The sequence below is a fragment of the Solwaraspora sp. WMMD792 genome (genome assembly GCF_029626105.1).
Classification (GTDB): domain Bacteria; phylum Actinomycetota; class Actinomycetes; order Mycobacteriales; family Micromonosporaceae; genus Micromonospora_E.
This window is the reverse complement of sequence record NZ_JARUBH010000009.1, coordinates 6,831,878-6,855,317: the sequence shown is the minus strand read 5'-3', so window position 1 is coordinate 6,855,317 and position 23,440 is coordinate 6,831,878. Positions and strand designations below refer to the sequence as shown.

At 72.8% G+C, this 23,440-nt stretch carries 22 protein-coding genes; 10 read left to right on the top strand and 12 right to left on the bottom strand.

All coding sequences use genetic code 11. The features are described 5' to 3' along the window. The first annotated feature begins 92 nt into the window (after positions 1-92). Positions 93-1,220: a GNAT family N-acetyltransferase gene (locus tag O7629_RS31910; RefSeq protein WP_278173978.1), complete on the top strand. Its 1,128-nt coding sequence runs from the start codon at positions 93-95 to the stop codon at positions 1,218-1,220. 100 nt (positions 1,221-1,320) lie between these two features. Here the strand turns inward: O7629_RS31910 and raiA are convergent, their stop codons facing one another. From raiA to mtrA, 5 genes are all read right to left on the bottom strand, one after another. Next, the gene (gene raiA, locus O7629_RS31905; protein WP_278173976.1) at positions 1,321-2,016 is read right to left on the bottom strand and encodes a ribosome-associated translation inhibitor RaiA; all 696 of its coding nucleotides are present in this window, start codon (positions 2,014-2,016) and stop codon (positions 1,321-1,323) included. Between the two features lie 270 nt (positions 2,017-2,286). After that, complete coding sequence (locus O7629_RS31900) at positions 2,287-3,003, bottom strand: ComF family protein (protein ID WP_278173974.1); 717 nt, start codon at positions 3,001-3,003, stop codon at positions 2,287-2,289. A gap of 9 nt (positions 3,004-3,012) precedes the next feature. Further along, positions 3,013-4,839, bottom strand: a complete 1,827-nt coding sequence (locus tag O7629_RS31895; RefSeq protein ID WP_278173973.1) for an LpqB family beta-propeller domain-containing protein — start codon at positions 4,837-4,839, stop codon at positions 3,013-3,015. Then, positions 4,836-6,548, bottom strand: a complete 1,713-nt coding sequence (mtrB, locus tag O7629_RS31890) for an MtrAB system histidine kinase MtrB (RefSeq protein WP_278174788.1) — start codon at positions 6,546-6,548, stop codon at positions 4,836-4,838. The genes O7629_RS31895 and mtrB overlap by 4 nt, the downstream gene beginning before the upstream one ends. Positions 6,549-6,678: 130 nt before the next feature. After that, complete coding sequence (gene mtrA, locus O7629_RS31885; RefSeq protein ID WP_278173971.1) at positions 6,679-7,368, bottom strand: MtrAB system response regulator MtrA; 690 nt, start codon at positions 7,366-7,368, stop codon at positions 6,679-6,681. A 210-nt stretch (positions 7,369-7,578) separates the two neighbouring features. On the opposite strand from mtrA, the gene O7629_RS31880 reads away from it, so the two are divergent. The 5 genes from O7629_RS31880 (at position 7,579) to O7629_RS31860 (ending at position 13,114) form a co-directional block, all read left to right on the top strand. After that, entirely contained in the window at positions 7,579-8,439 is an 861-nt protein-coding gene (locus tag O7629_RS31880; protein WP_278173969.1) for a hypothetical protein, read from the top strand. Beyond that, positions 8,436-9,176 (top strand): DUF4129 domain-containing protein, encoded by a 741-nt coding sequence (locus O7629_RS31875; RefSeq protein WP_278173967.1) that lies wholly within the window; start codon positions 8,436-8,438, stop codon positions 9,174-9,176. Before O7629_RS31880 ends, O7629_RS31875 begins: the two co-directional genes overlap by 4 nt. Beyond that, a complete protein-coding gene (locus O7629_RS31870) occupies positions 9,173-10,585 on the top strand; it encodes a DUF4350 domain-containing protein (RefSeq protein WP_278173966.1) in 1,413 nt (470 codons plus the stop codon). The genes O7629_RS31875 and O7629_RS31870 overlap by 4 nt, the downstream gene beginning before the upstream one ends. Before the next feature lie 146 nt (positions 10,586-10,731). Next, on the top strand, positions 10,732-11,652 hold the full coding sequence (locus tag O7629_RS31865; protein ID WP_278174786.1) for a MoxR family ATPase: 921 nt from the start codon (positions 10,732-10,734) through the stop codon (positions 11,650-11,652). An 82-nt stretch (positions 11,653-11,734) separates the two neighbouring features. After that, a complete protein-coding gene (locus O7629_RS31860) occupies positions 11,735-13,114 on the top strand; it encodes a DUF58 domain-containing protein (protein WP_347403708.1) in 1,380 nt (459 codons plus the stop codon). On the opposite strand, the gene O7629_RS31855 is transcribed toward O7629_RS31860, so the two are convergent. Then, positions 13,087-14,097, bottom strand: coding sequence for a stage II sporulation protein M (locus tag O7629_RS31855; protein WP_278174783.1), 1,011 nt, complete (start codon positions 14,095-14,097; stop codon positions 13,087-13,089). The two genes, O7629_RS31860 and O7629_RS31855, sit on opposite strands and share 28 nt — an antisense overlap. Positions 14,098-14,119: 22 nt before the next feature. Between O7629_RS31855 and O7629_RS31850 the strand changes: the two genes are divergently transcribed. Both O7629_RS31850 and O7629_RS31845 read left to right on the top strand, forming a co-directional pair. Beyond that, complete coding sequence (locus O7629_RS31850) at positions 14,120-15,205, top strand: RDD family protein (RefSeq protein WP_278174782.1); 1,086 nt, start codon at positions 14,120-14,122, stop codon at positions 15,203-15,205. A 39-nt stretch (positions 15,206-15,244) separates the two neighbouring features. Then, positions 15,245-15,397, top strand: a complete 153-nt coding sequence (locus O7629_RS31845) for a hypothetical protein (RefSeq protein WP_278173964.1) — start codon at positions 15,245-15,247, stop codon at positions 15,395-15,397. A gap of 205 nt (positions 15,398-15,602) precedes the next feature. Here O7629_RS31845 and manA read toward each other — a convergent pair whose 3' ends face one another. The 6 genes from manA to O7629_RS31815 all read right to left on the bottom strand — a co-directional run bounded on the left by manA (position 15,603) and on the right by O7629_RS31815 (position 22,312). Further along, positions 15,603-16,793 carry a mannose-6-phosphate isomerase, class I gene (gene manA / locus O7629_RS31840; RefSeq protein ID WP_278173963.1) on the bottom strand — a complete coding sequence of 397 codons (1,191 nt, stop codon included), beginning with the start codon at positions 16,791-16,793 and terminating at the stop codon, positions 15,603-15,605. Positions 16,794-16,803: 10 nt separating this feature from the next. Beyond that, positions 16,804-18,018: an SIS domain-containing protein gene (locus tag O7629_RS31835; protein ID WP_278173962.1), complete on the bottom strand. Its 1,215-nt coding sequence runs from the start codon at positions 18,016-18,018 to the stop codon at positions 16,804-16,806. Beyond that, positions 18,018-18,200, bottom strand: coding sequence for a Trm112 family protein (locus tag O7629_RS31830; protein ID WP_278173961.1), 183 nt, complete (start codon positions 18,198-18,200; stop codon positions 18,018-18,020). The genes O7629_RS31835 and O7629_RS31830 overlap by 1 nt, the downstream gene beginning before the upstream one ends. A 66-nt stretch (positions 18,201-18,266) precedes the next feature. Then, positions 18,267-19,643 carry a phosphomannomutase/phosphoglucomutase gene (locus O7629_RS31825; RefSeq protein ID WP_278173960.1) on the bottom strand — a complete coding sequence of 459 codons (1,377 nt, stop codon included), beginning with the start codon at positions 19,641-19,643 and terminating at the stop codon, positions 18,267-18,269. A 152-nt stretch (positions 19,644-19,795) separates the two neighbouring features. Further along, on the bottom strand, positions 19,796-20,650 hold the full coding sequence (locus O7629_RS31820; RefSeq protein ID WP_278173959.1) for a hypothetical protein: 855 nt from the start codon (positions 20,648-20,650) through the stop codon (positions 19,796-19,798). 144 nt (positions 20,651-20,794) lie between these two features. Continuing rightward, positions 20,795-22,312, bottom strand: coding sequence for an aldehyde dehydrogenase family protein (locus O7629_RS31815; protein WP_278173958.1), 1,518 nt, complete (start codon positions 22,310-22,312; stop codon positions 20,795-20,797). Positions 22,313-22,388: 76 nt separating this feature from the next. On the opposite strand from O7629_RS31815, the gene O7629_RS31810 reads away from it, so the two are divergent. Together O7629_RS31810 and O7629_RS31805 are read left to right on the top strand one after the other, a co-directional pair. Next, positions 22,389-22,784: a metalloregulator ArsR/SmtB family transcription factor gene (locus O7629_RS31810; RefSeq protein ID WP_278173956.1), complete on the top strand. Its 396-nt coding sequence runs from the start codon at positions 22,389-22,391 to the stop codon at positions 22,782-22,784. Then, positions 22,753-23,238 carry an SRPBCC domain-containing protein gene (locus O7629_RS31805; RefSeq protein ID WP_278173955.1) on the top strand — a complete coding sequence of 162 codons (486 nt, stop codon included), beginning with the start codon at positions 22,753-22,755 and terminating at the stop codon, positions 23,236-23,238. Before O7629_RS31810 ends, O7629_RS31805 begins: the two co-directional genes overlap by 32 nt. The last annotated feature ends 202 nt before the right edge of the window (positions 23,239-23,440 follow it).

Here is a 23,440-nt window from a genome sequence, read left to right as displayed (position 1 = left end):
GCACCGGATATTCCGACATAACGGACCATGTCGACGGGGTGCGCCCGGCATATGCGTTATGCCCTGCGCGAAAGCTGCGTCAGGATGGGCCGGTGGAACCCGTCGAACTCACCGAGGGCGGCGTCCGGCTTCGGATGTTTCTGCCCGACGACGCCCCTGCGGTCGCCGAGGCCTGCGGCGATCCGATCACCCAGCGGTTCATCCCCGACCTGCCCCGGCCGTACACGGTCGTCGACGCACTGCACTGGATCACCAAGGGATCCACCGCCGCCTGGGCCGGCGGCGGCGCGGCCTGGGCGATCGCCGACCCGGGCAGCGACGAGCTGCTCGGCTGCGTCGGGCTCAGCCGGGCGGTACCCGAGCGGGCCCAGATCGAGGTCGGCTACTGGATCACGCCCCGGGCCCGGGGCAAAGGAGCGGCCACCGCGGCCACCATCGCCGCCACCGGCCACGCGGTGCGGTCCGGGTTCGGCCGGGTCGAGCTGCTCACCGACGCGGCCAACGCGGTCAGCCAGCGGGTGGCGCTGGCCGCCGGCTTCAGCTACGAGGGGGTACGCCGAGGCGCCGCCAGCCAGCCCGGCCGACTGCCGACCGCCGACCGGGAGGACCTGGTGGTGTGGACCCGACTGGCCGGCGACCCACCGGGCCCGACCCCACGAACCCTGCCGGACCTGCCCGGCGACGGGTTGACCGACGGGGTGGTCCGGCTGCGCCCGCTCGGCCCGGCCGACGCCGACTTCGCGTACTACCTGGAGTCGCTGCCCGACGTCGCCGCGACCTCGGTCCCACCGGTGGTGCCGACCCGCGCCCTGATCGAGGCGCAGTGCGCCAAGGCACCGGGCAGGTGGCTGGCCGGCCAGCGGATCGACGTGGTCGTCTGCGACGCGGCCAGCGGTACGCCGGCCGGGCGGATCGGGCTCAGCTATCTGAGTCCGGAACTCGGCGAGGCGATGATCGGCTATTCGCTGCTGCCGCAGTGGCGCGGGCGCGGCTACACCGCTCGGGCGGTACGGCTGCTCGCCCGGTGGATCTTCGCCAACACGGCCGTCGCCCGGTTGGCCGCCGGTGCGCTGCCCAGCAACGTCGCGTCCCAGCGGGTGCTGGAGCGGGCCGGCTTTCAGCGCGAAGGGCGGATCCGGGCCCAGTTGCCCGGCGCGGACGCCAGCCGCCACGACAGTGTCCAGTACTCGCTGCTACCGGCCGACCTCGACAAAGCGTGAGCCGCGCCGGCCGGTCGGATACCGTCGACGGCCGCCCGTTTGGCGGCGATGGCCGGCGGTATCCGACCGGTCGACCACGAATTGTCGAAATGGTGGTCGATCAGGCGGTGACGGTCGGTTCAGCCAGCGCGATGACACCGTAGTCGTAGCCTTTGCGGCGGTAGACCACGCTCGGCCGGCCGGACTCCTTGTCCAGGAACAGATAGAAGTCGTGCCCGACCAGTTCCATCTGGAACAACGCGTCGTCGACCGTCATCGGATTGCCCGGGTGTTCCTTCTCCCGGACGATGTGCCAGGGCTGGTCGTCGTACTCGTCGGCAACGTCTTCGTACCCATCGTCGGTGAAATCCTGCGCGGTGCGGTCGAGCACCGCGACCGATGTCGCCGGCTCCTCGGTCGGCTGGGACGGCGGCAACGGGGCGAACCCGTTCAGCCCGGCGGTCGGCAGCCCGGAGGTCGCCTCGGCCACCGAGACCGGCGCGTGCCGGCCGCGGTGCACCCGGCGCCGGTCGGCGGCGCGGCGCAGCCGGGTGTCCAGCTTGCTGATGGCGGCGTCGAGGGCGCTGTAGAAATCCTTGGCGCACGCTTCCGCCCGGATCACCGGCCCGCGCGAGACACAGGTGAGTTCGACCCGCTGGCAGTGGTCCGACTGACGGGGATTGCGCTCGTGAAACAACTCGACGTCGACGCGCATCAGCTTGTGGTCGTACCGTTCGACCTTGGCCAACTTCTCGGCTACATGGGCTCGGTAGTGGTCGGGGACCTCTACGTTACGGCCTTTCACCACGATGTCCACGCGTGACCTCCCTGGAACGATCTCAACGATCGGTGTCGCTGCGAAAGAATGTGGGACCGGTCAGCGGACCAAGAGTGGTCGGCGTCAACCGGCCGGGTAGCGGAATACACCTCCCTCCGGGACACCTCAGGTGGTTGTTCAACCACCGGCCATACCCCTGATGCGCCTACGCTAACCCGCCGACGGCGGCGCGTCATCAGTTCGGCAGAGACCGGTGCGCGAAGATTCCCAGATCATGAACAAACCCCGACAAAGGACACTAGACACTGACTACCGCAGGTGACGGCGTCGCGTCGCTGCGAGTACCACGGCGGCGTACGCCGGCAGTCCCTGCGCGACAAGCAGCCGGTGCACAGCGGCCAGCGTCGCGCCAGTGGTGACGATGTCGTCCACCACGATCACCCGCAGTCGCGGATCCGCCCGCAGCGATATGTCAAGTCCGACCCGCCGGGGCCGAAACGCCGTCCGGGCGGACGCCAGTCGCGCCGCGCTGTCCAACCCGGCCGAGTCCGGGCGGGTCCGGGCCCGCAGCGGCCGCGCCACCGCGACCCGCCGGCCGTCGACCCGCAACCGGGCCGCCGCGTACCGGGTCAGCCGGGCGAGATGATCACCGTGCCGGGCCCGCGCCGCCGCAGCGGTGCTCGGCACCGGGACCAGCAGCACCGGCCGGTCCGCACTGGTGCCGACCGCAGCGGCGACCGCGTCGCCGAGCAGCCGGCCCAGTGGCCGGCCCAGTCCGTGCCGACCCCGCTCCTTGTACGCCAGCAGCAGCTCCCGCAGCACCCCCGCGTACTCGCCCAACGCCACGCAGGGCGGCAGGTCGGGCGGGGCCGGCTCGGGGCGTACCGGCCGGGGGCGCAGCCGCTGCACCTCGTCGGCGCACCGGCCACACACGCCGAACCGCAACCGGCCGCCGGTGCGGCGGCAACCGGCGCACTCCACCGGCAGCACCAGGTCGGCCAGCGCCGACCAGACGTCGCCCACCACCGCCGCAGGTCAGTACAGGAAGAACGGGGCGGTCGGATTGGTGACCGGGTTCTCCGGCTCCTCGGTCTCGCCCGGCTCCACCCCTTCGATCTCCTCCGGCCGGATCTGCTCACTCGGCTCGAACAGGTCGTACGGCACGCCGTTGGCGACGTACATCCGGGCACCGACCGTGCCGCCGCCGACCGGGTTGGCCGGATAGCCGGCCAGATGGGTCACGCTCGCCCCGCCGAGGTCCCGCAGCGAACTGGTCTCGATCGCGCCGTCCACCGTCACGTCGTACAGGCTGACCCGCCCGTCAGGGTTCGTGCCGGCCGCCACCAGCAGCGTCTCGGCCACCCAGTCGACCTGGGTGAGGTCGGACAGCGAGGTCGGCACCCGACGGGGTGGCAGCACCTCGACCTTGCCGCCCCGGTTCAGCGCGGCCACGTACAGCCGGCCGTCGACCACCAGCGCGATCCGGTGCCCGTCCGGGGCCGCCCCGACCGACTGCACCTCGCCCGTCACCCCGGGCAGTGTGACCTGCTCGACCGCGCCGCTGCCGACCCGGAACGAATACAGTCCACCGTCCGCGACGACGAGTCCCACGTCACCTGGTGCCTTGAGCCAGACCGGCCGGCCGATGTCGTCGAAGGTCCGGGTGCTGGCGTCGAAGCTGGTGCCCGCCCCGGTCGCCGCGCCGACGATCAGCCGCTGGGCGCCGCCGTCGGCCACCGCGAGGGCCGCGTACGTGCCACCACCGGCCTGGGTGAAGCCGGCGGTGACCACGTTCTGGTTGACCTCCTCGGTGAGCACCGGGATCGGCTCGCCGGAGCGCGCCGAGCTTCGCAACCGGTGTACCCGGCCCTGGTAGACGGTGAACCGTTCGGGCGTCTCGGGCAGCGCCTGGGTGCCGTTCATCGCCAGCAGGTCGGCGCCCGGGTACACCTTCGGAGTCTGCCCCTGGATGGTCAACTCCAGGTCGTTGTCGAACTCCGGCCACAGCGACCACATCAGCTGGGCGGCCAATCGGTCGAGTTCGCGTTCGTCGGCGAACGGGGTCGCGTCGGCGATCAACGTGACCTTCAGCCGGTCCCCGGTGTCGGGCACGTTGCCACCCGAGCGGATGCCGCTCGGCAGCGCCTGCACCGCCGAGGCGAGCCAGTTCGACGGTCCGCTGATCAGCATTTCCAGCAGGACGGTGCGCTGGCGCTCCAACGGCACCGCCACCGGCAGGTAGCGCAGATCCGGCACCAGCGCCCGTTGGCTGGTGTCCCAGAAGTAGATGGTGCGCTGCAGGTAGAACGTGTTCAACGCGTCCACGCTGAGCAGCAGCGCCGCCGGCGGGTTGAGGACGAACTTGCCCGTCTCACCGGCCACCGACCCGACCTGGAAGGTGTACTCGGTGAACTCCGGCTCCTGGGCGGGCAGCGGCTCCAACGCGCCGTTCGGCCGCAGCAGGCCGAGCTGCTGGACGTCGAGCGCCACCTCCTCCACCCCGGCCTCGGCCCGGGTGATCTGCGGACGTTCCCGCAGTCGAACCACGGTCAGCGCGACCTCGGGATTGGGATCGCGGATGTCCGCGCGGTCCTGCGGCGCGACGTACTCGCGTACCTGTTCCACTGCCCGTTCCGCCTCCACGGCGGCGGCCTGCAGGAAGTTGACGACGAACGCCTCGGTGTTGTTGCGTTCGTCGAGCCGCGACGCCGGCGTCTGGGCCCCGCCGCCCCCGGTCGGCAGGCCGGGTGCCGGACCCTGCCCGTCGACCCGCACGTCGGTGTTCTCCGGAATGCCGCACCCGGCGGCCAGCACCCCGGCGAGCACCGACAACAGCGCCAGTCGACGCCACCGGCGGGTCACGGTGCCGCTCCGGTCGCGGCCACGCCGCCACTGGCCCGGCCGCCGGAGCCGGTGCTCTGCTCCGGGAGGACCACCATCGTGCCGACCGGTTCGGCGGCCGAGGGGGCGGGCTGTGTCGGCGCCCGCCACGGCTCGTCCGGATCGGCACCGTCCGACCCGCCGGCAGACCCGCTGTCCGACCCGCCGGACGGCGGCCGGCGGTCCTCCGGTACCAGCCGCAGCGGTGACGAGGTGAGCCGGTCACCGGCCCGGGCCGGCAGGGTGAGCCGGAACTGGGCACCCTCACCGGGCGCGCCCCACGCTTCCAGCCAGCCGCCGTGCAGCCGGGCGTCCTCCACGCTGATCGACAGGCCGAGACCGGTCCCACCGGTCTGCCGGGCACGGGACGGATCCGCCCGCCAGAAGCGGTTGAACACCAGCTTGTCCTCCCCGGCCCGCAGGCCGACCCCATGATCACGTACGGTCACCGCGACCGCTGCGTCGTCGACGCCGAGAGTGACCACCACCGGCCGGCCCTCGCCGTGCTCGACGGCGTTGCCGACCAGGTTGCGCAGCACCCGTTCGACCCGACGGGGATCCACCTCGGCGATCACCGGCGTCGCGGGCAGTCGCAGCTCGATCCGCACGCCGAGCCGCGCGGCCAGCCCGTCGAGCCGGTCGGCGACCCGGCGGACCACCGGCACCAGGTCGGTCGGCTCGGAGTCCAGCACCGCGAACCCGGCGTCGAACCGGCTGATCTCCAGCAGGTCGGTGAGCAGGCTCTCGAACCGGTCCAGCTCGGTCTGCAGCAGTTCGGCGCTGCGGGCCGCCGCCGGGTCGAAGCCGTCCCGCTCGGCGAAGAGCAGATCGGCGGCCATCCGTACGGTGGTCAGCGGGGTGCGCAGCTCGTGCGACACGTCGGAGGTGAACCGACGCTGTAGCCGGGACATCTCCTCCAGCCGGGTGATCTGCCGCTGCAGGTTCGTCGCCATCTGGTTGAACGAGGCGGCCAGCATGGCCAGGTCGTCCTCGCCGTCGACCACCATCCGTTGGTCGAGCAGCCCGGCGGAGAGTCGCTGCGCGGTGCGCGCGGCCACCCGTACCGGCGTGACGACCAGCCTGGTGACCAGCGCGGCCAGCAGGCCGAGCAGCATCACCAGGGCCAGTCCGGTGATGAGCACGGTCGCCCGGATCTGATTGGCGGCCTGATCCTGGGTGGTCAGCGGCACCAGGTAGTAGAGCTCGACCTGACCGAACTTGGTCGGCACCGGGGAGCCGTAGACCAGATACTTGAGCCGCCCCTCGCCGAGGTCACCGGTGCGGATCTGGTGCGCCTGGGCACCGGAGCCGACGTGCCGGGCCAACTCGTCGCTGATCATGCCGGACGCGTCCACCGCCGGCGAGGTCGCCGACTGGATCAGTGGGTAGCCGCTCGCCGCCATCACCACGACCACCCCACCCACCTGGTCGGGGTCGCCGCCGGCCAGGGTGCTGACGGTCAGCTCGAAGGTCACCCGGACCTGCGGGTCGAAGTACTGCGGATGCACGCTCATCTGCTCGGCGGCGTAGTCCCGCCCGTGGGTGAGCCGCCGCTGCACGTCCTCCCGGGCCCGGTCCAGCAGAATGTTGGTGCTCTGCGACGCCACCATGTACGCGAACCCGCCGACCAGCAGGCCGGACGCGACCAGGGTGATGGTCACCACCCGCAGCTGCAGGGACCTGCGCCACATCCGCTGGGCGCCGCTGGTCACCGGCCGGGTCCGGGCCAGCAGCAGCTCCCGCGCCGGGCGCAGTGCGCCACTGACACGGGAGAGCAGGTCGGACACGGTGCGGGATCGGCCAGCCACAGTACCGACCAGGCTAGCCGGTGCCCGCCTTGTAGCCCACGCCCCGAACGGTGAGGATGATTTCGGGTCGCTCCGGATCCGGCTCGATCTTGGCGCGCAACCGCTGCACGTGCACGTTCACCAGCCGGGTGTCGGCCGCGTGCCGGTAACCCCAGACCTGCTCCAGCAGCACCTCACGGGTGAACACCTGGCGCGGCTTGCGGGCCAGCGCGACCAGCAGGTCGAACTCCAACGGAGTCAGCTTCACCTCCTCACCGTCGCGGCTGACGGTGTGCGCCGGCACGTCGATGGTGATCTGGTTCCCCGGTGGCCCGATGGTGAGCAGTTCGGGCGCGACGTCCTCGCCCCGGCGCAGCCGGGCCCGCATCCGGGCGACCAGCTCCTTGGGCTTGAACGGCTTCACCACGTAGTCGTCGGCGCCGGACTCCAGGCCGAGCACGACGTCGACGGTGTCGCTCTTGGCGGTGAGCATGACGATCGGGATGCCCGATTCGGAGCGGATCGCCCGGCAGACGTCGATCCCGCTCATCCCGGGCAGCATCAGGTCGAGCAGCACGATGTCCGGCCGGTTGTCCCGGAACGCGGCGAGCGCCCGCTCACCGTCGGCAACGAACGACGGCAGGAAGCCCTCGCTGCGCAGCACGATACCCATCATCTCCGCCAGGGCGGGATCGTCATCGACAACCAGCACGCGGGCTCTCATGTGACCAATATTCCATCCCGGTTCCAGCGGTGGGGGACCGCCACCGGCCGGGCCGGTGGCAGCGCCACCGGCACGGCCATGACATCCCCGCACGGGTCACGACATTCCGGACGCCGCACCGCCCTACAGCGGCTGACGGCGATCCGCGTGCCACGATGGTAGGCCAGCGTCCCGTCCGAACCATCGACCACCTCGTCACCAGGAGTCCGCGTGGATCACGCCGGCCCGCCCGACGTGCTGCCGCTGCGCCCGCTCACCACGGGCGAACTGCTGGACACAGCCGTGGGTCTGCTCCGCGGCCACGCGCCCGTCCTGTTGACCGTCGGCGCCGTACTCGCTCTCGGTGAGCAGCTGCTGCTGCTCCCACTGCGCGAGGCGGCCGGAGCCACCGCCCCGGCGTACCTGCCGAGCTGGAACCGGCTCGGCGTCTACTGGCTGCTGCTCGCCGCCGGGGCGGCCCTCGAAGTAACGGCGATCGCCCTGCTCAGCGGCCTCACCTCGCGGGCGGCCGGAGCGGCGCTGTCCGGTCGGCGCATCACCGGGGCCCGGCTGCTCGACCCGCGCGGCGGCCGGTTCGCCGCGGTCGTGCTGGTCGCCTGGGCGGCCGGCACCATCATGTTCACCGCCGCGCTCGCCGGACCGGTCTGGTTCATCGGGTACGCGGTCCTCGGGCTGGCGGTCCCGGCCGTGGTGCTGGACCGGGTGCCGGTCTGGCAGTCGCTGGCCCGGTCCGCCGCGCTCGCCACCCGCGCCGGGCTGCGCGCCGGGCTGATCCGCGTCCTGGGCTACCTGATCTGGTTCGTCATCCGCGCCGGCCTGGCGATCGGCGCGGTGAACCTGGTCGACCGGGACGCGGCGTGGCTCGCCGTCGCGACCGTCGCCGGCTGGACACTTCTCAACGCGGTCGGCTACCCGGCACTCGCCTGCCTGGACGCCGTCCTGCACGTGGAGACGCGGATGCGTACCGAAGGACTGGACATCCGCCTGCGGCGTGCGTCGACCCCGACGACCACCTCCCGGGCCGCAGCGTCGGTGAGACCGGACGCCGGTTTGCCGGTGGCCGGCAGGTGATCGCGACCGTGAGCCGCTGGTGGACCGAGTTCGTCGCCGCCGTCGGCGACGTCGTCCCGCTGCCCCTTGCCACAGTGCTGCTGGTGGCCGGTGCCGCGTTGGCCGCCCTCGGATGGTTCCACTGGCCCCGCTGGTGGCCACGGCGCCGGTCCGGTCGATGGGGCTGGCTGGGCCGGCCGGGCCTGGCCGACCGGCTGCGCCGGCTGCGCCGCTGGCGGCCGGCACCGCCCGGCCTGCCCCGCTGGCTGACCGCGTTCGATCCACGCCGCTGGCTGACCGCACTCCAGCCGCGCCGCTGGCTGGCCGCGCTCGATCCACGCCGCTGGCGACGCCGGCCGGCGACCGCCGCCGGCCGCCCCGGTGGTTCGCTGGTGCCGCCGCCCCGGTCGGCCGACGTTCCGGCCGCACTCGCCGACCGGTACGCCGACCAGGGCCGGTACGCCGAGGCGGTCCGGGAACGGCTGCGCGCGATGGTCGTGGAAATCACCGACCACGGGGTGCTCACCGACCGCCCCAGCTGGACCGTCACCGAACTCGCCGATGTGGCCGGGCGGGCCGAGCCGGCCGCCCACCCCGTGCTGACCGAGGCCGGCGGCATCTTCAGCGACGTGTGGTACGGCGAGCAGCCGGCACTGCCCGGCCACGACCGGCGGATGCGCGAACTCGCCGGCCAGCTGCGTCACGCACTCGACCAGGACCGTCGGCCCGCCGGCCAGCGACCGGGCCGGCGACGGTGACCCGGCCCGGTGTCCGCCGCCAAGGGCTGCCACGGCGGCGGTGGCGGTGGCTGCGGATCGCGATCCCGTTCGCGGTGGTCGGCGTACTGCTCGTCGGCACCGCCGTGGCGTACCAGCTGACCCACCCGGACCCGACCCGGCCCGGCTTCCTCTCCCCGACCAACCACGGCCCGGACGGCGGCAGCGACCTCGCCGCCGCGTTGCGCGACGACGGTATCGCCGTCCACTCCGCCGACGGGACCGTCGACGCGATCCGCGCCGCGCTGACCGGACCCACCACGCTGTTCGTTCCCGCCCCCACCCTGGTGCATCCGGACTACCTGCAGGCACTCGGTCGGATGCCGGCCGGGACCCGGGTGCTGCTGATCGACCCGCCGGCCCGGCTGCTACGCGGCGAGCCGCTGCCGGTCGAGCGCCGCACCCGGCGCTGGGCGGCCCGGGTCGACGATCCGGACCACGACGGCCGGCCGTGCGCACTGCCCGAGGTGGCCGACACCGGACCGGCGGCGGCTGTACGGCAGCGTTACGCTGCCCCGCCCGGAATCGACCCGGACCGGTTCGACCTGTGCTTCGATGCCGGCCTGGCCCGGCTCGACTGGGGGCAGGCCGAGCTGGTGGTGGTCGGGGCGAGCGACCCGTTCCGCAACGACCGGTTCGACGAGCACCGCAACGCGCGGTTCGCCGCCCAGCTGCTCGGCACCCGTGCGCAGGTGGTCTGGCTCGACCTCGCCCGCCCGGACACCCCACCGGAGCCCAGGGAGCCGGTGCAGCAGCCGTCGATCCACCTCGGCGAGGAGGACCCCGGCGCCGGCCCGCAGGTCAGCGCCCAGCCGATCGGGCAACCGCAGGGACCCGTGGCCAGCGAGGTCCGGCCGTCGCAGGACACCCTGCTGGACGCCTTTCCGCCGTGGTTCTGGGCGTTGCTCGCCCAGCTGGCCGTCGCCGCCCTGGTACTGGTGCTGTGGCGGGCCCGCCGGTTCGGTCCACCGGTGTCCGAGGCGCTGCCGGTGACGGTTCCGGTTGCCGAGACGATGCTGGGCCGAGGGCAGCTCTACCGGCGGTCCCGGGAACGGGCCCCCACCACGGGTATCCTGCGTACCGCCGCACTGGCCCGGCTCGTCCCGATGCTGGATCTGCCGGATCAAGCCCAACCGGCGGACGTCGTGGCGGCGGTCGCCGACCGGACCGGGGCGTCCGCCGAGCAGATCGACGCGTTGCTGTACGGGCCGCCGCCCACCACCGACGGCGACCTGCTGCACCTGGCCCGGCGGCTGGCCGCCCTGCCCGCCGAGGTCGCCGGTCCGGCCAACCGCATCGAACCGTCCGACGGGCCGGACCGGACACCGTCCGACGGGCCGACGGCTCCGGCACCCCGGTCCCCATCTGCGATCGAAGGAGAACCCTGGTGACCCGACCCAGCGTGACCGGTCCGGCGGACGCCGTACCCGCCGACCGGCACAACGGCCCCGCCGCCGAACGGCACAGCGGCAGCGTCACCGCCGGCCACGGCACCGACCTCGCCGGTCACGACGCGGCCCGCGACGCGCTACGCCGGCTGCGCGGCGAGGTCGCCAAGGCCGTGGTCGGGCAGGACGCCGTGGTCACCGGTCTGGTCATCGCGCTGCTCTGCCGTGGGCACGTGCTGCTGGAAGGCGTACCCGGCGTCGCCAAGACGCTGCTGGTACGCGCGTTCGCCGCAGCGCTGGATCTGGACGCCAAGCGGGTGCAGTTCACCCCGGACCTGATGCCGGGCGACGTCACCGGGTCACTCATCTTCGATCCACGAAGTGCTGCGTTCACCTTCCGGGAAGGCCCGGTCTTCACCAACCTGCTGCTCGCCGACGAGATCAACCGGACACCACCGAAGACGCAGTCGGCCCTGCTCGAGGTGATGGAGGAGCATCAGGTCTCGGTGGAAGGGGTCCGCCGGCCGCTGCCGGCACCGTTCATCGTGGCCGCCACCCAGAATCCGATCGAGTACGAGGGCACCTACCCGTTGCCGGAGGCGCAGCTCGACCGGTTCCTGCTCAAGTTGTCCGTACCGCTGCCCAGCCGGAACGAGGAACTAGGCGTGCTGCGGGCCCACCACGCCGGCTTCGATCCGGCGGACCTGGCCGCCGCCGGGGTGCGCCCGGTCGCCGGGGCGGCCGACCTGGCTGCGGCCCGCCGGGCCATCGGGCAGGTACGGGTCAGCGAAGAGGTGTTCGGCTACATCGTGGACCTGTGCCGAGCCACCCGGACGGCTCCCGCGCTGGCGCTCGGTGCCTCACCGCGGGGCACCACCGCGCTGCTCAACACCGCCAAGGCGTGGGGGTGGCTGGCCGGCCGCGACTACGTCACACCGGACGACGTGAAGGCGGTCACCCGGGCCACCCTGCGGCACCGGATCCGGCTCCGGCCGGAGGCGGAACTGGAGGGGGTAACCGAGGACGCCGTACTCGAATCGGTGCTCGGCGCCGTCCCGACGCCACGGTGACCGGGCCTGACGGCACCGTGACCAGGCTTGACGCCACGGTGACCAGGCCGGTGGCGCCGCCGGCCGGGGCCGGACGGCCGCCGTGCTGACCTGGCGGGCGGCGGTGCTGCTCGGGGCCGGCGCGGTGACCCTGCCGTGGTGGCCGCGGCCATGGCTGGGTCTGGTGATCGTCACCGGATCGGTGGCCCTGCTCGCACTGATCGACCTGGCGTTGGCCGCTCCGCTGAGCGCGCTGGAGCTGCGCCGCGACGGCGACCGGACCAGTTGGTTCGGCACTGCGGCGACGGTGACGTTGCGGCTGCACAACGGCTCCCGACGACGGCTGCGGGCCGAGGTCCGCGACGCCTGGACCCCGTCGGCCGGCGCCGCCCCCGCCGAGAGCGCCGGCACCGATTCCGCCGATCGCGCCGGCACCGCCGCTAGCCCTGCCGGCGCCGTCGGCGGTGGACCCATCTGGCGGGTACGGCTGGCACCGGGAGCCACCGCCGCACTGCCCGCCGCACTCACTCCGACTCGTCGCGGCGACCGCCGCGCCGTCGAGGTGACCGTTCGGTCCACCGGCCCACTCGGGCTGGCGTTCCGGCAGCGACGCCGCCGGCCGGCCACCCCGCAGTGGACGCTGCGGGTGCTGCCCCGCTTCGACTCCCGGCAGCTGTTACCGGAGAAGCTGGCCCGGCTGCGGGTGATCGACGGCATGCGGGCGACCCGGGGACGGGGGCAGGGCACCGAGTTCGACAACCTGCGCGAGTACGTGGTCGGCGACGACGTACGGTCGATCGACTGGCGGGCCAGCGCCCGGCGCTCCGACGTACTGGTCCGGACCTGGCGTCCGGAGCGGGACCGGCGGGTGGTGTTCGTCCTGGACACCGGGCGCACGTCGGCGGTCCGCGTCGCGGACCAGCCCCGGCTGGACGTGGCGATCGACGCCGCGCTGCTGCTGGCCACGCTGGCGCACCGGGCCGGTGACCGATTCGACCTGCTGGCGGTGGACACGAAGGTCCGGGCGCGGATCTGGGGTGCGAGCCGACAGACCCTGCTGCCTCGGTTGGTCGCCGAACTGGCGGCGCTGCAACCGGCGCTGGTGGAAACGGACCACGAACTGATGGTCGGTGAGGTGCTCCGCCGGGAGACTCGCCGGTCCCTGGTGGTGCTCTGCACCGCGCTGGAGCCGGCGGCGCTCGGCGACGGACTGCTGCCGGTACTGCCCCGGCTCGTCGCCCGGCACCAGGTGGTGGTGGCCGCAGTCGGGGATCCGGCGGTGCCGGCCGTCGCCAACGGGCCGGTGCGCGACGTCGCCGACGCGTACCTGGCCGCATCGGCAGCACAGACCAGGGCCGAGCGGGACCGGGTCGGTGGTGCGCTGCGTCGGCACGGTGTCCCGGTGCTGGACGCGGCCGCGCCGAGCTTCGCCGGCCGGCTCGCCGACCTCTACCTTCAGCTGAAACTGCTCGGCCGGCTCTGAACCGGGTCACCGGGCTGCCGGGCCGGATCAGCGGGGCGCCGGGAGCCGAGGATGAGGACGTAGCCGAGGAAAGCGAGCCAGGCGGCGAACCCGATCGCGACCCGCAGCCAGGTCGGCAGCGGTGCCGGGGTGACGAAGGCCTCGATCAGCCCGGCCACCGCGAACAGCAACACCAGCCCGAGCGCCACCAGTACGCCGGAGAGCCCGGCCTCGGCGACCGCCCGGCCCCGGGTCAGGTGCGCCGGCGGCGCGATCCAGGCCCCGCCGATCCGCAGCCCCACGCCGGCAGCGATGAATACGCCGGTCAACTCCAGCAGACCGTGCGGCGTGACCAGTCCGAAGAAGACGTCAGCCCGGTCGTACGAGATCATCACCCCACCGGTGACCCCGAGGTTCAGCGCATTCACCCAGAGTAGGTAGAGCACCGGGACCACCAGTACGCCGGCGGCCAGGCACTGCGCGGCGAGCCAGGCGTTGTGCGCCCACAACTGGGCGGCGAAGTTCGGTGCCGCGTACCGGGTGTAGTAGCCGGCGAAGCTCGACTCGGCGAGCTCAGCGGCGGCCTGGTCACCGATCAGCAGCCGGGCGCTGTCCGGATTGCCGGCCACCCACCACATCAGAAAGCCGGTGAGCGTACAGAAGGCGACGGCCACCGCCGCCCACCAGGGCGCCGCCTGGAACACCGCCCGGGGGAACCCGACGCTGAAGAACCGGCCGACCCGGGCCCAGGAGAATCCCCGACCCCGGGTGAGCCGAGCGCGGGCCGCCAGCACCAGCCGGGACAGCCGGGCGACCAGCGCCGGGTCCGGCGAGCGGCTGCGGACCGCCGACAGATGGGTGGCGGTCCGCTGGTAGAGCGCGACCAGCTCGTCCACCTCGGCGACGGTTAGTCGCCGCGCACGCACGAGCTGTTCCAGTCGTCGCCACTGGGGCTCGTGCTCCGCCACGTACGCGTCGAGGTCCACGGTCACCTCCCGTCCCATAGTGTTCACTGGCAGGGTGGCCATGCAGACAACCGGGGGCGGCAGGCTGGTCAGCGGCGAAGCTGTCGAGGTGGAGGTACGGCTGGCCCGGCTCGGCTCGCGGCTACTGGCCCTGCTCGTCGACCTCGTCGTGCAGGCGCTGATCGCGGTGGTGCTGGCGGTCCTGGCCGGGCTGCTGCTCGCGTCGATGCGCGCGTCCATCGAGGTCGACGAGGCGCTCGGGCAGGCCCTGCTCACGGTCGGCGCGGTCCTGGTGCTGGTCGGTTACCCGGTGCTGTGCGAGACGTTGAACGCCGGCCGTACCGTCGGCAAGCTGGCGGTCGGCATCCGGGTGGTACGCGACGACGGCAGCCCGCCACGTTTCCGGCACTCGCTGGCCCGCGCCCTGGTCGGCGTGGCCGCCGAGTGGCCCGGTCTGCTGCTGCCGCCGCTCACCTGGCTGGCCAGCCTGGTGACGATGGTGACCAACCGGGACGGCAAACGCCTCGGGGACCTGGCCGCCGGCACGGTCGTGGTGCACGATCGGGCCCCGGCGGCCTGGGGGTGGGTGCCGGACATGCCGCCGGTGCTCGCTGGTTGGGCCCGTACCCTCGATTTGAGCCGCCTCGACGACGACCTCGCGCTGGACGTACGGCATCTGCTCGCCCGGGGGCACGGGTTCGCCGAACCGGCCCGCTCCGACCTGGTCCGGTTGGTGACCGAACAGGTCACGGCGGTGGTCACTCCCCCGCCGCCGGCCGGTGTCCCGGACTGGGCCTACCTGGCGGCGGTTCTCGCCGAACGCCGTCGCCGGTCGGCGCAGCGACTGGCCCGGACCAGGGCGGTGACCGCCGCGCTCTGGCCGGAACTCGCTGCGGTGAGTCCGGCGCGCACAAGCGCCCTGCGTCCGGCGGCGCCGGTCCGGGCCGCTGCGCCCGAGTCGGTTGCGCCGGCGCAGCGGGACGGACCGGACTGGCCACGCGGCAGCTGGCCGCGGCCACCGTGGCTGGGCCCGACGGCGGAGCAGCCGGACTGGACCGGGGTGCGCCGTCCACCGGTCGCCAGCACGCTGCGCACCGCAGGCGCACGATCCGACCGAGAGCGGCCGCCCGGATCCCCACTGTCGTGAACCGGCTTACGGCTGGCCAGGTGTGGCAGCATCGGTGCCGTGAAGGCATTCCTCCCGTGGTTGGTCGTCCTTGCCCTGGTGATCCTGCTGAACGCGGTCGGGTTGCGCCCGTTGGCCACCGCGCTGGCCCTCGGTTGGCTGGCGTACTGCATCTGGACCTGGGTACGGCCGGGCAGCCGCTCCCAGGGTTGACCCCCGCCGGCACGCCACGAGTCGGTAATTTCCGGATTAGCTTGACAGTCTGACTACTCACTGCAAATCTATGGCTACGTCGCGTCACGATGATCGTCACGCTGACGCGCGGGGGAACCAAACCGGGGGGATGCGCGGGGCGGCTGTCGGTGAGCGGAGCGGACGCTCACCCGGCCGCCCCGCGTGCTTGTCCGCCAGCAGCCGGCTAGTCGATCGACGGATCGACCGAGGCGACGAACGCCGTGCCAGTGCCGGAGAGCGCCAACGGGGTCCCGCCGGCCGGTCCCACCGCCGCCTGCCCGGCCCGGACCGACACCGCCGCCACATCGTCGTCGACGGTGACCTCACCGGCGACGCAGAGCACCACCCGGGGGCCTTCGACCGGCACCGACACCCGCCGCACGTCAGCGTCGAGCACAACCCGGTGCAGCGCGAACTCGGCGACCGGCACCGGCCAGGTGACCACCCCGGAAGCGACCGGCTGGACGCGTACCACCGGGTCGTCGAGCACCTCGAAGCGCAACACCCGCAGCAACTCCGCGACATCGACATGCTTGGGGGTCAACCCACCGCGCAGCACGTTGTCACTGGCCGCCATGATCTCCACGCCGGCACCCCGCAGGTACGCGTGCAGGTTGCCGGCCGGCATCCAGATCGCCTCCCCCGGAGCCAGGGTGACCTGGTTGAGCAGCAATGCAACCAGCACCCCGGGGTCGGCCGGATAGTGCCCGGCCAACCGGCGCAGCAGCGCCGCGTCGGCGGCGTACCGCGTCGGCAGCCGGTCGGCGCCCGCAACCGCCGCCGCGACCAGAGCCGGCCGTTGCGGCCCCGGCCACCGCAGCAACCGCTCCAACGCCTCCGACAACCCGCCCGGTCCGACCCGCAACGCCTTGACCACCGGCTCCAGCTCGTCGACGCCCAACGCCGCCAGCACCTCGGCAGAGAACTGCGGTGCCCGGAAGCCGCAGAGCGCGTCGAACTCGCTGAGCGCCACCAGCAGCTCCGGCTTGTGGTGCGGGTCGACGTAGTTGCGCCCCGCCGAGGTGGACGGCAGCTTCGACTGCGCGGCGTACCCGGCGCGGGCCTGCGCCGCGTCCGGATGCGCCTGCAACGACAGCGGCGTCTCGGCGGCCAGCACCTTCATCAGGTACGGCAGCCGCCCGTCGAACCGGGTCGCGGTCGGCTCACCCAGCCAGCCCACCGGATCCTGGTCGATCAGCTCCGGCAGCCCGGCCAACGCCCCGCCCCGCCGCACCTGGGACGGCGCGCCGGGGTGGGCACCCAGCCAGAGCTCCGCCTCCGGCCCGGGTGCCGGAGCCGGGCGCCCCTGCAGCTGCGCGATGACGGTCCGCGACCCCCACGCGTAGTCCCGGATCCGGCCGGTCAACAGTTCCACGGCGCCCGCCTCAGGTGGTGGAGAGTTCCTTCATCTCGCTCACCGCCGGCACCGCCATCGGGTCCAGATGGTGCGCCAGCGCCAGGTAGACGGAGGCGAAGTCGGGGACCGAGATCAACGAGGCGAGCCGTTCCAGTGCCGAACCGCCCTCCGCGGTGATCACGTCGCACCGCACACCGCGCCGGTCCGCCAGGGTCTGCACCGCCTCGGCCCGACGCTCCTCGACCACGAAGGGTTCGTCGGCGTCGTCCTCCGGGTTCAACCCACCGTCACGCAGCAGCACCAGACGCAACCGGGTCGGCGACTCGGACTGGTCGTCATCGTCGTCCGGGTCGGCGAAAATGTCCCGGGTCGACTCCCCCAGGCCGCCGAAGACCCCGTCGAGCAGCCCTACCCGACCCCGGCCGGCCTCGCCGAGCGCCCCGGTGACCACCGGATAGCGGGCGTTCGTCGACAGCGTGTCGCCGAACCGGCGGGCGGCGACCGACGCCACCGGCGACGAGCCCCAGACGATCGGCACCGACCCGGCCAGCCCGAGAGCGAGCGCCTTCGCCGGATTGACGAACGACTCGGCGGCCGGGCGGCACCGCTCGGCGTCGGCGTCCAGCCGGGCCGCCGTCTCCGCCAGATCCGCCTCGTTGACCTTGACCAGGCCCAACGCCCGCGCGGCCAGCAGCACCGGCACGGTCAACGCCCAGAGGCTGGCCCGGGCCGGAGCGCGTCGCGGCACCGGGACGAACGGGGCGCGTACTCCTTCGGCGACCGACTGCAGCTGCGAGTCGGGCGGCCCGACGGCGACCAGCCGGGCACCGCGCCGGGCGGCGGCCTGAGCCGCACCCAGCGCTTCCGGGCTGCGTCCCGAAGCGCTGACCGCGATGACCACGTCGGCCGCGCCGACCCAGCCGGGCACGCCGGCGCTGCGGTGCGGGATCACCGGTACGGGACAGCGTGGTCCGGCCACAGTGGCCAGCACGTCACCGGTCCGCCCGGCGGTACCGATACCGGCGATGACCACCGCCCGGGGTCGCCCCTCGTCGCCGAGCACACCGAGGTTGGCCTCGGCGGCCAACGCCGCCGACTCGCGCACCTGGGCACCGGCCGACGCGGTGAACCGCAGCATGCCGCCGGGATCGGTCGAGTTGAGCCCGTCCACGTCGTCGAGCAGCGCCTCGTCGGCGACCCGCCGACCCACCACCCCGGACGTGCCGTCGATCGGAACCGCCATCAGCCGGCCTCGCCGGGCTGGCGGGCCTCGTCCAGCAGCAGCACCGGGATCCCGTCGCGCACCTCGAAGACCCGCGAGCACTCCGGACAGGTGAGGGTCGACGCGGCAGCGTCGTAGGTCAACGGCGTGTGGTGCGTGTCCGGGCAGGCGAGGATCTCCAGCAGCTGCGAATCCAGGGCCATCGGATGGCTCCTTCCACGTGTCTCGCCGGCGGACCCCGTCCCGGGGTGCGCCTTCCGGTGAAGATCCTAGCCGCGAACCAGCGCGAGCACCCCGTCGCGCAGCTCGGCCATCCGCTCGACGGTCGGTGCCTCCACGTTGAGCCGCAGCAACGGCTCGGTGTTCGAGGCACGGATGTTGATCCAGGCACCGTCGTCGAAGCGGACGGTCAGCCCGTCCAGCTCGTCGGTGTCGGCGTTGGCGTACGCCGTCTTGATCTCGGCGAGCTTGGCCTGCTGGTCGGTGACCGTCGAGTTGATCTCACCGGAGGCGACGTACCGCTCGAACTCGTGGGCCAGCTCGGACAGCGGCTTGTCCTGCTCGCCCAGCGCGGCCAGCATGTGCATCGCGGCCAGCATCCCGGTGTCGGCGAACCAGAAGTCCCGGAAGTAGTAGTGCGCCGAGTGCTCACCGCCGAAGACCGCGTTGGTCCGGGCCATCTCGGCCTTGATGAACGAGTGGCCGACCCGGGAACGCACCGGCTCACCGCCGTTCTCCCGGACGATCTCCGGCACCGCGCTGGAGGTGATCAGGTTGTGGATGACCGTCTCGCCGGGGTGTTTGGCCAGCTCCCGGGTGGCGACCAGGGCGGTGATCGCCGACGGGGAGACCGGCTCGCCACGCTCGTCGACGACGAAGCAGCGGTCGGCATCGCCGTCGAATGCCAGCCCCAGGTCGGCGTTGTGGTCCCGGACCGCCTTCTGCAGGTCGACGATGTTCTCCGGGTTGAGCGGGTTCGCCTCGTGGTTCGGGAACGAGCCGTCCAGCTCGAAGTACATCGGCACGATGTCCAGCGGCAGCGCCGGCAGCACGGTGTCGCCGAGGACCGCCGGCACGGTGTAGCCGCCCATCCCGTTGCCGGCGTCGACGACCACCTTCAGCGGCCGGATCGCGGACAGGTCGACCAGGGTACGCAGATGCGCGGCGTAGTCGGCGAGCAGTTCGCGCCGTTCGACCCGGTCCCCGCCGGACGGCACCTCGCCGCCGTCGAGCAGCGCCTGGGCCCGGTCCCGGATGTCGGTCAGCCCGGAGTCCTGGCCGATCGGCGCCGCCCCGGCCCGGCACATCTTGATGCCGTTGTACTGGGCTGGATTGTGGCTGGCGGTGAACATCGCGCCGGGCAGCTCCAGCGCGCCGGAGGCGTAGTAGAGCAGGTCGGTGGAGGCCAGCCCGGCGTGCAGCACCTCGGCCCCGGCGGCGGTGGCCCCGGCGGCGAACGCGTCGGCCAGCGGCGGCGACGACTCACGCATGTCGTGGGCGATGACGATCCGGTCGGCTTTGTCGCCGCGCTCGGCCAGGATCTGCACGAACGCGGTGCCGATGGCCCGGGCCACGGTCTCGTTCAACTGGTCGGGAGTGGTGCCACGGACGTCGTAGGCCTTGACGATTTTGGACAAGTCAGACAAGGTCTCGCTCCTCAGCCGTGCCGATGCCAACACGAGTGAGGGTAACGGAGCGGTGGGCAATGCCTTCGGCCAAGGCTGACGGTCCATCCTCCGGCAGCACGATGTTCATCCTCCGGCCGGGTACGCCGCTGCCGGGAACGCCGAGCCGCTGGTCAGCGCCGGATCCGGGGCAACAGCATGGTCGCCCCGCCGCCCCCGACATCCCCACCAGGACCACCCGTACCGCCGGGGGCCGACCGGGTCGGACGCAACCTGCGGACCAGCAGTACCAGCAGGGCGATGCCGACAGCGACCATGCCGACCCCGGCGGCCATCACCCCGGTGCCGATGCCGGAACCGTCGTCACCGGCCGGCCCACCGGCCGAACCGGCCGCAGCCAGCAGGTCCTGGTCCGGCAGTACGGCCGGCGCGTCGCTCGGCTCGGCGGTCGCGCTGTCGACGGTGGGTTCCGGGGTCGGTTCCGCGCTCGGCGACGGGGTCGGCGGACCCGGCTGGTAGGTGCCGGCGAGCCGGCCGCCGACCCGTTTGGCCCCGGCTTCCCGGCCGAGCAGCACCCCACCGGCGGTGTACGCCTCACCGACGATGTGCGCGACTCCGGCGGGCGCACCGGCCCGGAACGCCATCCGGTAGCGGACCGAGCGGCTCTTGCCCTTGCACAGTTCGTCCTTTTCCGGCGCGGTGTGCTCGGTCAGCAGCAGCCCGTCGCCGTTGTCCCACAGCGGCACGGTCACCCAGTCGTCGTCGATCCGGGCCTGCACGCCGACCTGGTCGGGAGTGACGCCGGGCAGCCGGATCGCCAGCGCGGTACGCACCGCCACGCAACCGTCGGTGCGTTTGGTCACCTTGACGGTCACCCCACCGGCCTTCTCGCCGACCGTGAAATTGCTAGGCAGGCCGATCCGCACCCGCTCGTCCTGGCCGTACGCGGGGCCTGCGGCGAGCACCGCTGTGCCGACGGTCAGCGCGAGCACCGTCGCCAGTCGAGCCGCGCCACGCCGTACCGACATCTCCGCCTCGCCTTCCGCGTCGCCGGCACCCGCGCTTCGGACGCCACCGCGCGACAGGCTACCGCGCTCCGGCTACGCCCCGGTGCGCACAGCGCGCCGCCGCCTGACCGGCGGGGCGACGGCGGCCGGTGGAGGCGGCGGCGGTCAGAGGTCGAGTCCGGTGAGGACCATCACCCGGGGCTCGGTGTAGTCGTCCATCGCGCTGCGGACCCCTTCCCGGCCGACGCCGCTGCCCTTGACCCCGCCGTACGGCATCTGGTCGGCCCGGTACGACGGCACGTCACCGACGATCACCCCGCCGACGGCGAGCGTGCGGTGCGCGGTGAACGCGGTCTGCAGGTTGTGGGTGAACACGCCGGCCTGCAGCCCGTACGCCGAGTCGTTGACCGCAGCGAACCCGGCCTCGTCGTTCTCCACCCGGTCCACGACGAGCACCGGGCCGAAGACCTCCTCGGTGAGCACCTTCGCGCCGGCCGGCACCCCGGTCAGCACCGTCGGCGGGTACGTCGCGCCGTCGCGTCGGCCGCCGACCTCGATCGTCGCCCCGGCGGTCACCGCCTCGTCCACCCAGGACTCGACGCGTATCGCGGCGTCCTCGCTGATCAGCGGCCCGACATCGGTGGCGTCGTCGGCCGGGTCACCGGCCCGTAGCGCCTGAACGGCGGCGACGAGCCGGGGCAGGAAGCCGTCGTAGAGCCATTCGTGCACGTACACCCGTTGTACGGCGATGCAGCTCTGCCCGGCCTGGTAGTTGGCGAAGGTGGCGATTCGTTGTGCCGCTCGGGTCAGCTCCTCGTCGCCGGTCCAGTCCTCGCAGATGACCGCGGCGGCGTTGCCGCCCAGCTCCAGGGTGACGTGCTTGTCCGGCACTGAGCGGCGGATCAGCGTGCCGACCGGCCCCGAGCCGGTGAACGACACCACCGGCAGGCGTGGGTCGGCGACCAGGTCGCCGGCCCGGTCGTTCGGCACCGGCAGGACGGAGACCATGCCGGCGGGCAGCCCGGTGCCTGATCCACTGCCCGGCGCGGCGTCCGACGCGGCGGTCGGACCGGCCGGCTCGGTGACCTCGGCGATCAGTTCGCCGAGCAGCAGCGCGGTCAGCGGGGTCGCCGGGGCCGGCTTGACGATGATCGGGGCGCCGACCGCGATCGCCGGGGCGACCTTGTGCGCCACCAGGTTCAGCGGAAAATTGAACGGCGAGATGCCCAGCACCGGCCCGCGCGGCACCCGGCGGACCACCGCCATCCGGCCGGCGGCGGCCGGGTCGGTGTCGAGGCGCTGCAGGTCGCCGGAGAACCGCCGGGCCTCCTCGGCCGCCCAGCGGAATGTGGAGACGGCGCGCGCCACTTCGGCGCGGGCCCATTTGATCGGTTTGCCGTTCTCGGCGGTGATCAGCCGGGCGATTTCGTCGGCCCGCTGCGCGAGTCGGGCACTGATGTGGTCCAGTGCGCCCGCCCGGCGGTACGCGGGCAGTGCGGCGGCCTGCGGCGCGACCCCGTGCGCGGCGGCGACCGCCCGCTCGACCTGTTCGGGCGTGGCGTAGCTGGTCTGTCCGACGAGCCGACCGTCGTACGGGTGGTGCACGGCCAGCGGCGCGTCACCGTGCGCCGGCTCTCCGGCCAGCCAGAACGGCGTACGCGGGGCCGGGTCGGCGTGGTCCATCCGGTCAGCCTAGGCCAGTGACCGAGACACCCGATGAGCTTGACAACGTACAACCGGTCGGTTGTATATTGGCGGGGTGATCGAGGAGAGCGCGGACCGGGCGGACGCCATGTTCCACGCGCTCGCCGACCGCACCCGGCGCGACATCCTGCGCCGGGTGCTGGCCGGGGAGCACTCCGTCTCCGCGCTCGCCGCCAAGTACGACATGAGCTTCGCCGCCGTACAGAAACACGTCGCCGTGCTGGAGAAGGCCGGTTTACTGACCAAGCGACGCAGTGGTCGCGAGCAGCTGGCCAGCGGAGATGTGCAGGCGGTGCGCTCGGTGGCGTCCATGCTCGCCGAGCTCGAACACATCTGGCGTGGCCGCATCGCACGCATCGACGCGCTGCTCGCAGCCGACCCCGATGGGTCGCAGACGACCCCGACGAAAGGACCGAACAATGCCCGTGACCGACGTCCAGCAGGACCTTGACAACCGGACCCTGACCATCACCGCGGACTTCGCCGCGCCGGTGGAGCGGGTCTGGCAGGTCTACGCCGACCCTCGCCAACTGGAGAAGGTGTGGGGACCGCCGACGTACCCGGCGACCGTGGTCGACCACGAATTCACGCCCGGCGGTCGCGTGACCTACTTCATGACCGGCCCAGAGGGCGACAAGCATGCCGGATACTGGCTGATCACCGCCGTGGACGAGCCGACGAGTTTTTCCTTCGACGACGGCTTCGCGGACATGGACTTCAAGCCGCTGTCGGAGATGCCGACCTCTCGGAACACGTACACATTCGCTGAGCACAACGGCGGCACCCGGGCGACCTACGTGGGCAGGTACGAGTCCGCCGAGGCCCTGCAACAGGTGCTGGACATGGGCATGGTGGAGGGCTCCACCTCGGCGATCAACCAGATCGACGAGCTACTCGCCCGCTGACCGGCGGGAGACCGGGGTGCAAGCGGCCCCAGTCTCCCCGCACAGCCACCAGTCACCCGCCGCTCCTATGATCACTTTCTCCTTACCCGCAGTCGAAGGCAATCATCCTGGCCGGGACGGCTCGCGGCGCCGAGCCGGACTGACGTTGGTGAATCGGCCAGGGCATCTGTACCTGGAACGCGCTGTGGGACGTGGCCGTCGT

Excerpts from the sequence above, each read along its gene's own strand:
- mtrA (WP_278173971.1), bottom strand. The coding sequence starts at position 7,368 with ATGAGAGCCCGCGTGCTGGTTGTCGATGACGATCCCGCCCTGGCGGAG.
- mtrB (WP_278174788.1), bottom strand. The coding sequence starts at position 6,548 with ATGTGGCGCAGGTCCCTGCAGCTGCGGGTGGTGACCATCACCCTGGTC.
- O7629_RS31815 (WP_278173958.1), bottom strand. The coding sequence starts at position 22,312 with ATGGACCACGCCGACCCGGCCCCGCGTACGCCGTTCTGGCTGGCCGGA.
- O7629_RS31805 (WP_278173955.1), top strand. The coding sequence starts at position 22,753 with ATGCCCGTGACCGACGTCCAGCAGGACCTTGACAACCGGACCCTGACC.
- O7629_RS31830 (WP_278173961.1), bottom strand. The coding sequence starts at position 18,200 with ATGGCCCTGGATTCGCAGCTGCTGGAGATCCTCGCCTGCCCGGACACG.
- O7629_RS31820 (WP_278173959.1), bottom strand. The coding sequence starts at position 20,650 with ATGTCGGTACGGCGTGGCGCGGCTCGACTGGCGACGGTGCTCGCGCTG.
- O7629_RS31850 (WP_278174782.1), top strand. The coding sequence starts at position 14,120 with ATGCAGACAACCGGGGGCGGCAGGCTGGTCAGCGGCGAAGCTGTCGAG.
- O7629_RS31835 (WP_278173962.1), bottom strand. The coding sequence starts at position 18,018 with ATGGCGGTTCCGATCGACGGCACGTCCGGGGTGGTGGGTCGGCGGGTC.
- O7629_RS31855 (WP_278174783.1), bottom strand. The coding sequence starts at position 14,097 with ATGGGACGGGAGGTGACCGTGGACCTCGACGCGTACGTGGCGGAGCAC.